The following is a 14,539-nucleotide window of genomic DNA, read 5'->3' as shown; positions in this document are numbered from 1 at the left end:
CTACGCTGCCATGGACTTGCCCACCGGCTCCGCCAGACGCCGCGCGGCCTGGTGCACCGCCTGGCTGCTGCTCGCCAGCGTGTTGCTGGCCCTGTGTGGCGCCAGCGTGGGCAGCACCGGTTTTGACAGCGTGCTGCGCATGCATGGCGACCCCGTGGCCTGGCAGATCGTGTGGGACATCCGCCTGCCGCGCACGCTGGGCGCGTGGCTGGCGGGCGCTCTGCTGGGCATGTCGGGTGCGGTGGCGCAGGGCCTGTTCCGCAACCCGCTGGCCGACCCGTACCTGCTGGGCAGCGCCTCGGGCGCCGCGCTGGGCGGGGCCGTGGCGATGGCGATGTTCGGCGTGTCGCCAGTGGCGGCGCAGTGGATGGCGCGCATCGGCATCACGGGCATGGCGTTTTTGGGCGCGGCGGGGGCGGTGGTGCTCACGCTGATTCTGGCGCGCGGAGTGCAGCACACGCTGCGCCTGCTGCTGGCGGGCGTGATTGTGGGCGTGGTGCTGGGCGCCGTGCGCGACCTGGTGGAACTGGCCTCGCCCGACATCCTGCAGGCCATGCAGGCCTTCACGCTGGGCAGCACGGCCTTTGTGGGGTGGACGGCCTGCGTGCTGATGGCGGCGGTGTGGGCGCTGTGTTCGGTGGTGGCCTGGATGCTGGCGCGTGCGCTCGACGGCCTCACGCTGGGCGAGGCCACTGCCGCCAGCCTGGGCCTGCCGCTCATGCCCATGCGCGTGGGGCTGGTGGCCGCCATGGCGCTGGCCACGGGCACGGCCGTGGCGCAGACGGGGCTCATCGCCTTTGTGGGGCTGGCCGCGCCGCACCTGGTGCGTTCCATCGTGCGCGTGACGCACGAGCGGCACATCGTGCTTTCCAGCCTGATGGGGGCCGTGCTGCTGATGGCGGCCGACATCCTGGCGCGCTGGGTGCTGGCGCCGCAGGAACTGCCCGTGGGCGTGCTCACGGCGGCGCTGGGCGGAACCTATCTGCTGTGGCTCATGCACCGGCGCACAGCGCAAGGCGGCGTGCTATGAATTCAGTAGCTATCAACGCACACCAGATAGGCGCAAGCATCGGAAATCGTCTGATTTTGCAGGGCATCAACCTGCAACTGCCCGCCGGGCGCTGGACCAGCATCGTCGGCCCCAACGGTGCGGGCAAGTCCACCTTGCTCAAGGTGCTGGCGGGGCTGTTGCCGCGCACTGCGGTACAGGGCGAGGTGTTGCTGCAGGGCCGACCGCTGGCGCAGATCCCGGCGCGCGAACGCGCCCGCCAGCTCGCCTGGCTGGGCCAGAACGAAGGCTCGGCGGACGACCTCACCAGCTACGACGTGGCCATGCTGGGCCGCCTGCCGCACCAGGCCTGGCTGGCCCCGCCCGGTGCGGCCGACCACGCGGCGGTGGAGCAGGCACTGCGCACCACCCAGGCCTGGGACTGGCGCCACCGCCCGCTGTCGCAACTGTCGGGCGGCGAGCGCCAGCGCGTGCTGCTGGCCCGCGCGCTGGCCGTGCAGGCACAGGTGCTGCTGATGGACGAACCACTGGCCAACCTCGACCCACCGCACCAGACCGACTGGCTGCACACCATGCGCGCACTGGTCGATGCGGGGGGCACGGTGGTCAGCGTGCTGCACGAGGTGTCGCTGGCGCTGCAGGCCGACGACATGGTGGTGATGGCGAATGGCCGCGTGCTGCACCAGGGCGCGTGTGATGCACCGGCCACGCACGCGGCGCTGGAAGAGGTGTTTGACCACCGCATCCAGGTGCGGCACCTCGATGGCTTGTGGATGGCGCTGCCCTCGCTGCAGCGCCGGAACAGCCCATGAACCAACCAATAAACCAACACATGAATTGAGGGAGTGAAAGCATGAACATTGAATCGGGTTTTGCGCAGGTCGCGCAGTCGCTGCTCTGGCCGGTGCTGGTGCTGGTGGGTCTGGCATTCGTTTACGCACTGTGGACGGGGGGCGCCACGCTGATGGAAGCCTGGCAGCGCTGGCGCCAGCCGCAGTACCGCTCGCTGCGCGTGGCGCCGGGCCTGTCGATGGAAGAGCTGGAGCTGCAGCTGGTGCGCCAGGTAGAGCCCGTGCGCCTGCTCAGCCGCCTGTCGCCCATGCTGGGGCTGATCGCCACCATGATCCCTCTGGGCCCTGCGCTGCAGAGCGTGGCGGCGGGCAATGGCCAGCAGGCGCTGGCCGTGTTCAGCGGCGCGTTTGCGGGCGTGGTGCTGGCGCTGGCCGCAGCGTCGGTGGGGCTGGTGGTGTACTCGGTGCGCCGCCGCTGGCTGCTGGCCGAGCTGCTGGTGGTGCGCAAGGAGCGCGGGGTGGCGCAATGACCTTGAAGCACCTGAGCGTCCTGGCCGAGGACGATGACGACCCGATGCTGTCTGCCGTGAACCTGGTGGATGTGTTCCTTGTGCTGGTGGTGGCGCTGCTCACGGCCGTGGCCGTGCAGAGCCAGACCAGTGCCAACGAGAGCGTCACCATCATCCGCAATCCGGGCCAGCCCGACATGGAGGTGGTGGTACGCGAGCAGGGCAAGGAAGTGCGCTTCAAGGGCGCGGGCAGCGCGGCACAGGGGCAGGGCGTGCGCGCGGGCGTGGCCTACAAGCTGGAAGACGGAAACATCGTCTACATCCCTGAAACCGGAGCGGCGCCTGCAGAAGCGGGCGCGGCCGACTCCGCCAAGCCATGAAGGCCTTCATTCTGCGTGCGGCACTGTGGTGCCTGTTGCTGGCTGCGCCGCTGGTGCAGGCCGCGCAGTCTGCGCCGGTGCTGCTCTGGCTCACGTCCGACATCACCACCGCCCCGCGCACGGCCATGGTGCAGCGCCTGGCCGCCGAGGCGGGCCTGGGCTTTGCGCACATCGACTACCCCTTGGGCGGCCCCGCAGTGCTGGACGCCGCAGGCATGCAGAAACTGGAGCGCGCGCTGGCGGGCGCTGCCATGGTGTGGGTGGACGCGCCCCACGCCAGCGTGGAGGCGCGCCTGCGCCGCATGGTGGGGCCGCAACTGGATGCCCGTGCCGCGCGTTCCCCCGGCCGCGTGGTCTGGGTGCCTGCGGGCACGCCTGCAGCCGATCTGGCGGCACTGGACGCTCCCGCACGCGTGGTGGCTTACCTGCAGGCGGGCGGCCCGCGCAACCTCCAGAGCGCCCTCGCCCTGGCGCGCGCCACGGTGGCGGGTGTTGCGATGCCGACCTTGCCTGGACCTGACATTCTTCCCCCTCGGGGCATCTACCACCCCGATGCGCCCCGCCTGCTGCCCCACGCCGCAGCGCTGGAGGCCTGGCGCCAGGGCCAGCCCGCGTTGCGCAGCCTGCCCGCCGTGGCCGTGCTGGTGCACCGCCACCACTTTGTCGATGGCAGCACTGAATGGCTCGATGCCTGGCTGCGCACCTTCCGCGAGCAGGGCCTGTTCGCCTATGCCGCCTTTGGCCAGCAGGTCACGGCACAGACGCTGGCCGAGGTGCTGGAGTTGCCTGCCGAAGGGGGCTCCAGCCCCGGCCGCCTGCATGCCTCGGCCCTGGTGCTGCACCAGCTGGTGCCCCAGGCCGCTGCGCTTCAGCCGCTGCTGGCGCGCTGGGGTGTGCCACTGCTGGGCACGCAGCCTTTCCGTGCAGGCGATGTGGCCACCTGGGAGGCCAGCGACACCGGCCTGTCGCTGTCCGATGTGCCGTTCTACCTGGCGCAGCCCGAGGCGGCGGGTGCCATCGATCCGGTGCTGGTCGCCGCCCACGGCGCCGAGGGCAAGGACTTTCGCCTCATCGAGCGCCAGGCCCAGGCCGTGGCGGCCAAGGCGCGGCGGCTGATTGCGCTGCAAACGAAACCCGCCGCCGACAAGCGCCTGGTGGCCATGGTCTACAACTACCCGCCGGGCGGCACCAACTTCGGTGCCTCGTTCCTCAATGTGCCGCGCAGCCTGGAGCAGGTGTCCGGTGGGCTCGCCCAGGCGGGCTACCGCACGCGCCAGGTGCCCGAGCAGGGCTGGATCGACGGCCTCAAGCCCTTGCTTGCCGCCTACTACCCCGGCGCCGATGTGCGCAAGTTGCTGGAGTCGGGCCAGGCAGCCGCGCTGCCGCTGGCACGCTACGAGCAGCACCTGGCCACGCTGCCCAAGGCCGTGCAGGGGCGCATGAACGCCTACTGGGGCACCCCCGAAAAAAGCCGCTACGTCGTCGATTGGCAGGGCGAAAAGGTGTTCGCCATCCCACGCCTGCAGGTGGGCCAACTGTCGGTGCTGCCCCAGCCCCCGCGTGAGGAAACCCTGCGCCTGGGCCAGAACCCCTTCATGCACAAGAGCAAGGCGCCGCTGTCGCACCACTACCTGGCCGTGTACCTGTGGGCGCAGCTGGAAGCGGATGCGTTGATCCACTTCGGCACCCACGGCACGCAGGAATGGGCCGGTGGCAAGGCGCGTGCACTGGACGTGCACGATGACGCGCTGCTGCCGCTGGGTGATCTGCCCGTGGTGTACCCCTACATCGTGGACAACCTGGGCGAAGCCCTCACGGCCAAGCGCCGGGGCCGTGCCGTGCTGGTGAGCCACCGCACGCCCGTGTTCGCCCCCGCAGGCTTCGAGGCCCGCATGGCCCACATGCACGAGGTGATGCACGAGTGGGAAACCGTGGACGAAGGCCCCACGCGCCGTGCGCTCGAAAAGCAATTGGTCGCGCAGTTTGTGGAGCACCAGCTGCACCGCGACCTGGGCTGGACGGCCGAGCGCATCGCGGCCGACTTCAGCGGCTTCCTCGAAATCCTGCACCCCTACCTGGACCAGCTCGCGCAAAGCTCGCAGCCCAAGGGCCTGGCCGTGTTCGGCCGTGTGCCCGCGCCTGAGCAGCGGCGCGAGACCATCCTGCAGGCGCTGCGCAAGCCGCTGATCGAAGCGCTGGGCGAGGACATCGACGAAGCCTTTTTGATCAAGCACGATGCGGTGTTGGCCGCACGCCCCGCGCGTTGGCTGGAGGTGGCCTTGAAGGATGCACAGGCCGCGAGCGTGTTGGACCTGCGCCCCGCGCTGCCCGCGCAGGCAGCAACGCCGGGCACGGCGGGGGCATCCGACGTGGTGCGCGCCGAAGACCATGTGCCCAACCGCGCCGCGCGCCAGCCCATCGACACGCCCGCGTTGCTGCAACTCGCGCAGAGAGCCCAGGAGCTGGAGCGCCTGCTCGCCACGGAGGGCGAATTGCCCGGCCTGCTGGCCGCGCTGGAAGGCCGCTACCTGAGTGCCGCCTACGGTGGCGACCCCATCCGTAACCCCGACAGCCTGCCCACGGGCCGCAACCTCACGGGGCTGGACCCGAGCCGACTGCCCACGCGCCAGGCCTACGCCGTGGCGCAGACGCTGTTCAACGACTGGTTCAAGGACTACCAGGCACGCCACGGCGGTCAGGCGCCAGCGCGCATGGCACTGTCGCTGTGGGCGGGCGAGACGCTGCGCCACCAGGGCATCATGGAAGCGCAGGCGCTGGTGGCCCTGGGTATGCGCCCGGTGTGGGACGACGCGGGCCGCCCGGCGCGGGTCGAGACCATTCCCGCCGACGAGCTGAAGCGCCCGCGCGTCGATGTGCTCATGAGCATTACCGGCTCGTACCGCGACCAGTTCCCCGCCCTCATGGCATTACTCGACCGCGCCGTAGCCCAGGCCGCCACGGCCGAGCCCGGCAACGTGATCGCACGCAACACCGCGCAGATTGGCCAGGAGTTGCGCAAGCAGGGCGTGCCCCGCGCGCAGGCCGAGCAACTGGCGCGGGTGCGGGCCTTTGGCAATGCGGTGGGCGACTACGGCACCGGCCTGTCGGACGCGGTGCAGAGCGACGGCCTGCAGACCAACGATGCACGCCTGGGCCAGATGTTTTTGGAGCGCATGAGCCAGCCCTATCTGGACGGCGAGCCGGTGACGGGCGTGGCGGGAGGCACGGCCGCCAAGGCGCTGGGTGCCCACCTGCGTCGCACCGATGCGGCGATTCTCTCGCGCAGCTCGCACCTCTACGCGATGGTCAGTTCGGACGACCCGTTCCAGTACCTCGGCGGGTTGTCGGCTGCAGCCCGCGTGGCAGGCCGCCCGCAGGGGCTGGAGCTGCATGTGGCCCAGTTGCAGGACGTGAGCGAGCCCACCACCGAGACCGCGCAGCGCGCCATTGCGCTGGAGATGCAGTCGCGCTACCTGCACCCCGGTTGGCTGCAGGCCCAGAAGGCCGAGGGCTACTCGGGCACGCTGCAGGTGCTCAAGGCCGTGCAGTTCGCCTGGGGCTGGCAGGCCGTCGCGCCGGACACCGTGCGCAGCGACCATTGGCAAAGCTTCTATGACGTGCTGGTGCGCGACAAGCACCAGCTGGGCCTGCCCGAATGGCTCAAGGAACACCCGCAGGCCTACGCCCAGTCGCTGGAGCGCCTGGTGCAGGCGCAGCGCCAGGGCTACTGGCAGGCCGATGCCGACACGCAAAAGCAACTTGCGCAGATGTACCAGGAGCTGACCCGCGCTGCACCGCTGGCGGCCGAGCTGCCCAGCGTGCGCCGCTGGGTGGAGCAGGCGGCGCAAGGTGCTGCGCCAGCGCCGGTCGGTATGGCGGTGGCCACGCCCCAGTCGCCCGCAGCCCCTGCACCACAGGTTGCACCGCCTGCAGCGGACCTGCCTGCGCCGCCGCTCCAGGCGCAGGCCCAGCCCGCTGCGCCCCCCGTGCCCGCCATGGGCGTATTGCTGGAGCGCCAGCCTGAGCGCGAAGCGCCCGCCACCGCCCAAGAGCCCAGCCCGGTGGAGCGCATGGCTGGCATCGTGGCCCTGCTGGTCATGGCCCTGGTGGTGTTCGCGGGTGCTGCCTGGCAGGCGCGCCGTCCGTTTTTGCCGTCCGCTGCGCCTGGCCTGGCCCGGGCATGACCTGAACCTTTTTTGGAAGTTCACCACACCATGCAGATCGAAACCCCACCCACCGAAAAACGCTACGAAAAGCCCGAAGGCGAACGCCGGGGCATCGTCATCGTCAACACCGGCGACGGCAAGGGCAAGAGCACGGCGGCCTTTGGCCTGGCGCTGCGCGCGCATGGCCGGGGCAAGGCGGTGAAGATTTTCCAGTTCATGAAAGTGCCCACCGCGCGCTTTGGCGAGCACCGCATGTTCGAGCAGATCGGCCTGCCCATCGAGGGCCTGGGCGACGGCTTTAGCTGGAAGAGCAAGGACCTGGAGCACTCGGCCCAGCTCGCGCGCGACGGCTGGGAAAAGGCACGTGCCGCCATCCTGTCGGGCGAGCACTTTCTGGTGGTGCTGGACGAGATCACCTACCCGCTGATCTACGGCTGGCTGCCGCTCGATGGCGTGCTGCAGACCCTGCGCGAGCGGCCCCGTGACGTGCATGTGTGCCTCACCGGTCGCCGCTGCCCGCCCGAGATCATCGAGCTGGCGGACACGGTGACGGAAATGCAGCTCATCAAACACGCTTTCAAGGCGGGCATTCCTGCCCAGCGTGGCATCGAAGACTGACTTGCGCGCTGCCTAGGCGGCCCCTGGTGGGCCGTTGTTCTGTTTCTGCTTTTTCTTTTCTTCGCTCTTTTCATGCGCAAACACCTCACCCCTCTGTCGCTGGCCGTGCTCGCCTGCGCTTCGCAGACGGCCATGGCCCAGGCCACCGCCGAAATGCCGACCGTCCAGGTCACCGACACACAATCCGCCCCCGGCAGCACGCTGTCGCTCGACGCGCCCAGCGCCACCGGCTCGCGCCTGGGCCTCACGGCGCGTGAAACCCCGGCCAGCGTGAGCAGCCTGGGCGCGGGCGATATCGCCGAGCGCAGCCTGAGTCGCGCGCAGGACGTGGCCGTGCGCATGCCCGGCATCACCGAGGCGCCGGCCCCCGGCAACGGCGGCACCAGCCTGGTGGCACGCGGCTTTGCGGGCCACAACTCGGTGGCGCAGATGGTGGACGGCACGCGCCTGATCGTCGCCTCGGGCACCATCACCTACCCGTTCTCGGCCTGGCCCATGGAGTCGGTCGAAGTGCTGCGCGGCCCGGCCTCGGTGCTCTATGGCGACGGCGCCATCGGCGCGGCCGTGAACTACGTGAGCAAGCGCCCCAGCTTTGGAACCCCGCAGCGCGAGGCCTTTTTCAGCGTGGGCTCGTTCGGCTCGGTGCAGGGCGGTGTGGGCCTGCGCGGCCCCATCAACGACATGCTGGCCTACTCGGTGTACCTGGATGCGGAAAAGAGCGACGGCTACCGCGCGCTGATGGACACCCAGCGCCACAACTACGCGCTGGCTCTGACCCTGCGCGCCAGCCGCGACTTGAACATCACCTTGTCGGCCGATGGCGGGGTGAACGACGACGCGCGCTACTTCGGTACTCCGCTGCGCAATGGCGTGCTCGACCAGCGCCTGCGCCGCACCAACTTCAACGTGTCCGATTCGGTGGTCAAGTACGACGACCGCACCCTGCGCGCCAAGGTCGATTGGCAGGCTGCTCCCGGCGTGCACCTGCGCAACGAAACCTACCACCTGACGACCGACCGCCACTGGCGCAATGCCGAGGCATATGCCTTCAACGCCGCAGGCACGGCCGTGAACCGCAGCGACTACCTGGAGATCCTGCACGACCAGGAGCAGACGGGTAACCGCTTCGACGCCACCTTCGACGGCCACCTGGGCGGCATGAAGAACCGCTTCATCGTGGGCCTGGACTGGTACCGCACCCAGCTTGTGCACACCAACAACGCGCCCTACGGCGGTGCCAGCACGGTGGATCCTTTCAACTTTGCGCCCGGCAACTTCATCAGCCCGGTGCCCACGCTGCCGGGGCGGAGATCCAAGTTGCAGACCACGGCGCTGTTTGCAGAAAACGCCCTCGACCTTGCGCGCGAGTGGAAGCTGGTGGCGGGCCTGCGCAGCGACCACATGGAGCTGGACAACACCGACCTGCGCACCGGCGTGAACCTGGTCAAGAAATATTCACCCGTTACCGGCCGCCTGGGCGCCGTGTGGTCGCCCAGCGAGGCGCTGTCGCTCTACGGCCAGATTGGCACCGGCACCGATCCGCTCAGCGGCGCGCTGTCGCTGCCCGGTGGGGGCAACACCCTCGACCTGACCCGGGGCCGCCAGATCGAAGTTGGCGCCAAGGGCGCTGTGTCTGCGGTGCGTGGCGAGTGGACCGTGGCGCTGTACCAGATCAAGAAGCGCAATCTGCTCTCGCGCGATGCCAGCAACCCCAACATCACGCAGCAGGTGGGGCAGCAGTCGTCCACCGGCATCGAGCTGGCCTTTGCTGCCGAGCCCGTGCATGGCTGGACCATCGATGCCAACGCCGCCCTGTTGCGAGCGCGGTATGACGACTTCAAGGAGCTGGTGTCGGGCGCCCTCGTCTCGCGCGACGGCATGACGCCCACTGGCGTGCCCGAGCGCACTGCCAGCGTGTGGACTGCCTACCGCTTCCTGCCCCAGTGGCAGGCGGGCTTCGGCGCGCGCTATGTGGGTGAGCGCCAGGGCAACACGGCCAACACCACCAAGCTGCCTTCGTATGTGGTGCTGGACGCCTCGCTGGCCTACGACTACTCGCGCCACCTGAAACTGGGCCTGTCGGTGAAGAACCTGGCCGACCGCGACTACGCGGTGGCCGGCACGGCCAACACGCGCTGGCTGCTGGGTGCACCGCGCACCGTGCAGCTCACGGCCCGCGCCACGTTCTGACCCCGGCGCACGTCGAGAGAAACAACCACACATGGTGAAGCAGCTCGTCATCTTCGTGCACAAGTGGCTGGGTGTGGTGCTGGCGCTGTTCTTCCTCATGTGGTTTGCAAGTGGGGTGGTGCTGTACTTTGTGCCTTTCCCCAGCCTGAGCCAGGCCGAGCGGCTGGCGGCTTTGCCGCCGCTTCAGTTGCCTGCCGATTGCTGTCTGGCCGCGCCCGATGCCGCGCAGCGTGCGGGTTTGCGCCCGACAGGCAGCAGCGAGGCACGGCTGGGCATGCTGGGCGATGCGCCTGTGTGGCGCATGTTGGCAGCCGCTGGCGAGGGCGCCGCAGCAATGCGCTGGCACACGGTGGACGCCCGCACTGGCGCTTTGGTGTCGCCGCTGGGCGACGCACAGGCAGCCGCCGTGGCCGAGGCCTTCAGTGGACGCCGTGCCACCGGCACGGAATGGGTTGAGCGTGACCAATGGACCGTGCCCCAGGGGCTGGATGTGCACCGGCCCCTGGTCAAAGTGCAGATGGATGGCAAGGATGGGCTGGAGCTGTATGTGTCGCCCGGCGCCGCCGAGGTGGTGCGCGACACGCGCCGCGCCGAGCGCTTCTGGAACTGGCTGGGCGCCGTGCCGCACTGGATCTATCCCACGGTGCTGCGGCAGTTTCCCAAGGCCTGGCACCACGTGGTGGTGTGGTTGTCCATCCCTGGTGTGCTGCTGGCTGCCACGGGCGTGGCGCTGGGCATCTGGCAGCTGTTCCTCAATCGCCACCGCTGGATTCCGTACCGCAAATTCTGGATGCGCTGGCACCATATCCTGGGCCTGGTGGCGGCGGTGTTCACGCTCACCTGGATGTTTTCGGGCCTGATGTCGATGAACCCCTTCGGCGTATTCACCGGCCGTGCGGCCGACCCGCAGGCGCGCGTGCACTGGGCGGGCGAGGCGCCGCACACCACACGCGGCCCGGCCGAGGCCGTGGCGCTGGCGGCGGCCCAGGGTCTGGTGCCGCTGGAACTGGACAGCCTGCGCATTGCTAGCCAGGCCTGGTACCGGGTGCGGGGCCAAGGCGAGGCAGGGCAGGGTGCAGTGCAGCGCCTGGTGCGGGCCGACGGACCGGATGCCACGGTGGCCAGTGCCGTGCCCGATGCCACGGTGGTCGCTGCGCTGCGGGGCCTGCGCCCCGGCCTGCCGCCCCCGGCCATCGAGCAACTCTACGAGTACGACGACCTGTACTATGCGCGCCACCATGACGCATCCACAGCCTTCTTCCGCCCGTTGCCCGTATGGCGCGCCCGCTGGGCGGGCGATGGGGTGACGGTGTACGCTGACCCCGCATCGGCCCGCATCGTGATGCGTGCCGACGCCACCACGCCCTGGCAGCGTGTGCTGTACAACGGGCTGCACAGCCTGGACTTTGCGCCGCTGCTGGCACGGCCGGCGTTGCGCACAGCGCTGGTCGTGGGCTTGTCGCTGCTGGGCGTGGCGCTGTGCATCACCTCGTGTGTGGTGGCCTGGCGTGTGCTGGTGCCGCGTCGGCGGCAGGTGGCACGGCAAGCGACCTCAGGGCAAGTGACGGAGGCCGCATGGACAGCCTGATGGCCTGGTTGTTCCCCGGCATGGGCGGGGCGCTGTTCTACCTGCTTTTGTGGTGCCCCTTGTTGGCGCTGGCTGTGGACTGGTGGCTGGGTGAACCGCCCGTGGCCTGGCACCCGGTGGTGTGGATGGGCCGGGCGCTGCAGTGGTGGGGTGACCGGTTGGCACCAGCCAGCCCGGTGGCCCGGGATTTCAAGGTTTTTTGGTGCTCTGCGCTTGTCTGGTGTGCGCTTGCAGCTATTGTTTTTATAGTATTCGGGCTGCTTCAGCAGGTGGCGCTGTGGTTTCCCCACCTGCTGGCGCTGGTGGTGCTGGCGCTGTTGCTCAAGCCCTTGTTGGCCTGGCGCATGTTGCACGACGAGGTGCTGGCGGTAGAGGTGGCGCTGGGGCAGTCGCTGCCTGCAGGCCGCGCACAGTTGGCGCGGCTGGTGAGCCGCGACGTGAGCGCCCTGAGCGCGGTGCAGGTGCGCGAGTCTGCGATCGAGTCGCTGGCCGAGAACCTCAACGACTCGGTGGTGGCTCCGCTGTTCTGGTTTGCCCTGCTGGGCTTGCCGGGGGCGGCGTTGTACCGCCTGGCCAACACGGCCGATGCCATGTGGGGCTACCCCGGCATGCGGGGCGGGCGCTACTGGCAATGGGCAGGCAAGTGGGCTGCGCGGGCGGACGATGTGCTGTCGTGGCTGCCCGCACGCATCACGGCCCTGCTGCTGGTGCTGGGGGCCAAAGGGCTTCCGCTGCGCACCTTGGCGCGGCAGGCGCGCAAGACGCCGTCGCCCAACAGCGGCTGGCCGATGGCAGCCATGGCGCTGGTGCTGGATGTGCGCCTGGCCAAACCCGGTGTGTACACGCTGCACCGCAAGGGGCGCAGGGCAGGGCCGCTGGATACGTGGCGCGCAGCACACGTCGGCACCCGGGTGGTGCTGGCACTGGTGCCTGTGGTGGTGGCCATCCAGTTGCTGGTGGCCGTGGCTTTTTCTGCATGGATGTCTACATGACGCTTCATGACCTCCAGCCCGCATGTGCGTCGGTGCACGGTGGCCCGGACACTGCGGGCGTGCCGCTGTGGGACTTTTCGACCAACAGCAATGCCTGCGGCCCCTGCTCTGAAGCGCGCGAGGCCGTGCAAGGGGCCGAAGCCACACGCTACCCCGACCCGGCCTACACCGCCCTGCGCGAGAGCCTGGGCGCATTCCATGGTGTGGCGCCAGGCCGCGTCGTGCTGGCGGCCAGCGCCAGCGAGTTCATGCACCGCATCACCACCCTGGCCGCGCTGCAGGGCGCGGTGCAGGCGGCGCTGCCCTTGCACAGTTATGGCGACTATGCCCAGGCTGCCCAGGTGCGCGGGCTGGATGTTGTGCGCGGCACTGGTGTTGCGGCAGGCTTGCAATGGGCGTGCGAGCCCTCCAGCCCGCTGGGCCTGGCCGATCCGGCTGTGCGGGCCTGGCAGCTTGACGGTGTGGCGCGCGACGGCGGCCTGCCCGATGTGCTGCGTGTGCTGGACTGCGCGTACGCCCCTCTGCGGCTCGACCCTGAGGGCGCGTGGACCGGCGCGCCGCCCGCACAGCTTCCATCGGCCTGCTGGCAACTGTGGACCCCTAACAAGGCCTTGGGGCTGACGGGTGTGCGTGCAGCCTATGCCATTGCACCAGCAGGCAGCGAGGAGCAGGTGCGCACGCTGGTGGCGCTGGCGCCTTCCTGGCCGGTGGGGGCCCATGGCGTGGCCTTGCTGCAGGCATGGGTGCAACCCGCAGTGCAGCAGTGGCTGGTGTACAGCCTGTCCACGCTGCGCGAGTGGAAATCGCGCCAGCAGGCGCTGTGCCTGGACCTGGGGTGGGCGGTGCATGCGGGCAGCCTGGCCAACTACTTCTGTGCGCAACCGGCCAGCACCGCGCTACAGAACGACCTGGTGGCCTTGCGCGCAGCAGGCATCAAGCTGCGCGACGCCACCTCGTTCGGGCTGCCGGGCACCGTGCGCCTGGGGGTGCTGGCACCGGCGGCGCAAGATGCGCTGCGGCTTGCCTGGAAGGCCGTTGCCAGCGGCCGTACCATCGCGGACCAGGATTCACCAGCTGATTCAGGGGATGCCTTGTGAGAACCATCACCGTCAATCGCTACGTCACGCCGCTGCGTGAAGGTGGCTCCATGCCCGCCATCGTCGAGGGCGACGACCTGGGCACTTACGTGCTCAAGTTCCGTGGCGCAGGGCAGGGCGTGCGCGCACTGCTGGCCGAGATGATCGCGGGCGGCATCGCCCGTGCGCTGGGCCTGCCCGTGCCCGAGATCGTGCTGGCCCAGCTCGACCCCGCCCTCGCGCAGACCGAGCCCGACCCCGAGATCCAGGACCTGGTGCGCGCCAGCGGTGGACTGAACGTGGGGCTGGACTACCTCTCGGGCGCGCTCAACTTCGACCCTGCGGTGGATGTGGTGTCGGATGACTTTGCCTCGCGCCTGGTGTGGTTCGACGCCCTGGTGGGCAATGTAGACCGCACCGCGCGCAACACCAATCTGCTGATGTGGCACCGCCAGCCCTGGCTCATCGACCATGGCGCGGCGCTGACCTTTCACCATGCGTGGAACGGCACGGTGGCCCAGCCCGCCAAGCCCTTCGCGCCGATTGCCGACCATGTGCTGCTGGCCCGGGCCACGCTGCTCGTGCAAGCGGATGCGGAGCTGGCCGCGCGCCTCACGCCCGAGGTGGTGGCAGGCATCCTGGCGGAGGTGCCCGACGAGTTTTTGTTGCTGGCCGGTGCAGACCACGAAGAAGGTCTGCTGACCGCCGCCGCCGCCCACCGCCAGGCCTATGTGGACTATTTCTGCGCCCGCCTGGCCGGGCGCGCCACCTGGGTGAATGCGTTGAAGGAGGCCGCCGATGCACGCGCCTGAGGTGTATGACTACGCCATCGTGCGCGTGGTGCCGCGCGTGGAGCGCGAGGAATTCATCAACGCGGGTGTGATCCTGTCGTGCCAGCGCACCGGCTTTTTGCAGGCGTCGATTGCGCTGGACGAACCGCGCCTGCTGGCCATGGACCCGCACGCCGACATCGACACCGTGCGCCGCCACTTGGCCGCCATCGTGGCCATCTGCGCGGGCGATGAAGGCTGTGGCCCGATTGCCCGCCTGCCGTACCGCCAGCGCTTTCACTGGCTCACCGCCAAACGCAGCGCCATCATCCAGACCTCGCCCGTGCACACCGGCCGCTGCACCGATGCGGCGGCAGCGCTTGAACACATCATGGACCGCATGGTCCGCCCATTGCCGTGACTTCCACCACCTCTTCCCAACGGGCCCGC

General features: G+C 69.5%; 12 protein-coding genes. All 12 read left to right on the top strand.

Going from position 1 to position 14,539, the window contains the following annotated elements:
• The first annotated feature begins 10 nt into the window (after nucleotides 1-10).
• The 12 genes from AvAM_RS18960 to AvAM_RS18905 all read left to right on the top strand — a co-directional run bounded on the left by AvAM_RS18960 (nucleotide 11) and on the right by AvAM_RS18905 (nucleotide 14,510).
• A complete protein-coding gene (locus AvAM_RS18960; protein WP_137748662.1) occupies nucleotides 11-1,030 on the top strand; it encodes an iron ABC transporter permease in 1,020 nt (339 codons plus the stop codon).
• Nucleotides 1,027-1,821, top strand: a complete 795-nt coding sequence (locus tag AvAM_RS18955; RefSeq protein ID WP_137748500.1) for an ABC transporter ATP-binding protein — start codon at nucleotides 1,027-1,029, stop codon at nucleotides 1,819-1,821. Before AvAM_RS18960 ends, AvAM_RS18955 begins: the two co-directional genes overlap by 4 nt.
• A 41-nt stretch (nucleotides 1,822-1,862) precedes the next feature.
• Nucleotides 1,863-2,330 (top strand): hypothetical protein, encoded by a 468-nt coding sequence (locus AvAM_RS18950; protein WP_054256728.1) that lies wholly within the window; start codon nucleotides 1,863-1,865, stop codon nucleotides 2,328-2,330.
• Nucleotides 2,327-2,689 carry a DUF2149 domain-containing protein gene (locus tag AvAM_RS18945; RefSeq protein ID WP_137748499.1) on the top strand — a complete coding sequence of 121 codons (363 nt, stop codon included), beginning with the start codon at nucleotides 2,327-2,329 and terminating at the stop codon, nucleotides 2,687-2,689. Before AvAM_RS18950 ends, AvAM_RS18945 begins: the two co-directional genes overlap by 4 nt.
• Nucleotides 2,686-6,873 (top strand): cobaltochelatase subunit CobN, encoded by a 4,188-nt coding sequence (cobN, locus tag AvAM_RS18940; protein ID WP_137748498.1) that lies wholly within the window; start codon nucleotides 2,686-2,688, stop codon nucleotides 6,871-6,873. The genes AvAM_RS18945 and cobN overlap by 4 nt, the downstream gene beginning before the upstream one ends.
• A gap of 30 nt (nucleotides 6,874-6,903) precedes the next feature.
• A complete protein-coding gene (gene cobO / locus AvAM_RS18935) occupies nucleotides 6,904-7,473 on the top strand; it encodes a cob(I)yrinic acid a,c-diamide adenosyltransferase (RefSeq protein ID WP_137748497.1) in 570 nt (189 codons plus the stop codon).
• Nucleotides 7,474-7,545: 72 nt separating this feature from the next.
• The gene (locus AvAM_RS18930) at nucleotides 7,546-9,663 is read left to right on the top strand and encodes a TonB-dependent siderophore receptor (protein WP_137748496.1); all 2,118 of its coding nucleotides are present in this window, start codon (nucleotides 7,546-7,548) and stop codon (nucleotides 9,661-9,663) included.
• Nucleotides 9,664-9,694: 31 nt separating this feature from the next.
• Nucleotides 9,695-11,251 (top strand): PepSY domain-containing protein, encoded by a 1,557-nt coding sequence (locus AvAM_RS18925; protein WP_137748495.1) that lies wholly within the window; start codon nucleotides 9,695-9,697, stop codon nucleotides 11,249-11,251.
• Nucleotides 11,239-12,243 (top strand): adenosylcobinamide-phosphate synthase CbiB, encoded by a 1,005-nt coding sequence (cbiB, locus tag AvAM_RS18920; RefSeq protein WP_137748494.1) that lies wholly within the window; start codon nucleotides 11,239-11,241, stop codon nucleotides 12,241-12,243. The genes AvAM_RS18925 and cbiB overlap by 13 nt, the downstream gene beginning before the upstream one ends.
• Nucleotides 12,240-13,340 (top strand): aminotransferase class I/II-fold pyridoxal phosphate-dependent enzyme, encoded by a 1,101-nt coding sequence (locus AvAM_RS18915; RefSeq protein WP_171012333.1) that lies wholly within the window; start codon nucleotides 12,240-12,242, stop codon nucleotides 13,338-13,340. Before cbiB ends, AvAM_RS18915 begins: the two co-directional genes overlap by 4 nt.
• Entirely contained in the window at nucleotides 13,337-14,131 is a 795-nt protein-coding gene (locus AvAM_RS18910) for a HipA family kinase (protein ID WP_137748493.1), read from the top strand. Before AvAM_RS18915 ends, AvAM_RS18910 begins: the two co-directional genes overlap by 4 nt.
• Nucleotides 14,118-14,510, top strand: a complete 393-nt coding sequence (locus AvAM_RS18905; RefSeq protein WP_137748492.1) for a DUF3037 domain-containing protein — start codon at nucleotides 14,118-14,120, stop codon at nucleotides 14,508-14,510. The genes AvAM_RS18910 and AvAM_RS18905 overlap by 14 nt, the downstream gene beginning before the upstream one ends.
• Nucleotides 14,511-14,539 lie beyond the last annotated feature (29 nt).

Source organism: Acidovorax sp. NB1 (assembly GCF_005405905.1).
In the GTDB taxonomy this organism is placed as follows: domain Bacteria; phylum Pseudomonadota; class Gammaproteobacteria; order Burkholderiales; family Burkholderiaceae_C; genus Acidovorax.
Note: the sequence above shows the minus strand (reverse complement) of the source record. Positions and strands in the feature narration are given on the sequence as shown.

Bases quoted from the DNA above. Each gene is read 5' to 3' on its own strand.
- AvAM_RS18925 (WP_137748495.1), top strand. From the start codon at position 9,695: ATGGTGAAGCAGCTCGTCATCTTCGTGCACAAGTGGCTGGGTGTGGTG.
- AvAM_RS18945 (WP_137748499.1), top strand. From the start codon at position 2,327: ATGACCTTGAAGCACCTGAGCGTCCTGGCCGAGGACGATGACGACCCG.
- AvAM_RS18950 (WP_054256728.1), top strand. From the start codon at position 1,863: ATGAACATTGAATCGGGTTTTGCGCAGGTCGCGCAGTCGCTGCTCTGG.
- AvAM_RS18955 (WP_137748500.1), top strand. From the start codon at position 1,027: ATGAATTCAGTAGCTATCAACGCACACCAGATAGGCGCAAGCATCGGA.
- AvAM_RS18930 (WP_137748496.1), top strand. From the start codon at position 7,546: ATGCGCAAACACCTCACCCCTCTGTCGCTGGCCGTGCTCGCCTGCGCT.
- cobN (WP_137748498.1), top strand. From the start codon at position 2,686: ATGAAGGCCTTCATTCTGCGTGCGGCACTGTGGTGCCTGTTGCTGGCT.
- cobO (WP_137748497.1), top strand. From the start codon at position 6,904: ATGCAGATCGAAACCCCACCCACCGAAAAACGCTACGAAAAGCCCGAA.
- AvAM_RS18960 (WP_137748662.1), top strand. From the start codon at position 11: ATGGACTTGCCCACCGGCTCCGCCAGACGCCGCGCGGCCTGGTGCACC.
- AvAM_RS18905 (WP_137748492.1), top strand. From the start codon at position 14,118: ATGCACGCGCCTGAGGTGTATGACTACGCCATCGTGCGCGTGGTGCCG.
- cbiB (WP_137748494.1), top strand. From the start codon at position 11,239: ATGGACAGCCTGATGGCCTGGTTGTTCCCCGGCATGGGCGGGGCGCTG.
- AvAM_RS18915 (WP_171012333.1), top strand. From the start codon at position 12,240: ATGACGCTTCATGACCTCCAGCCCGCATGTGCGTCGGTGCACGGTGGC.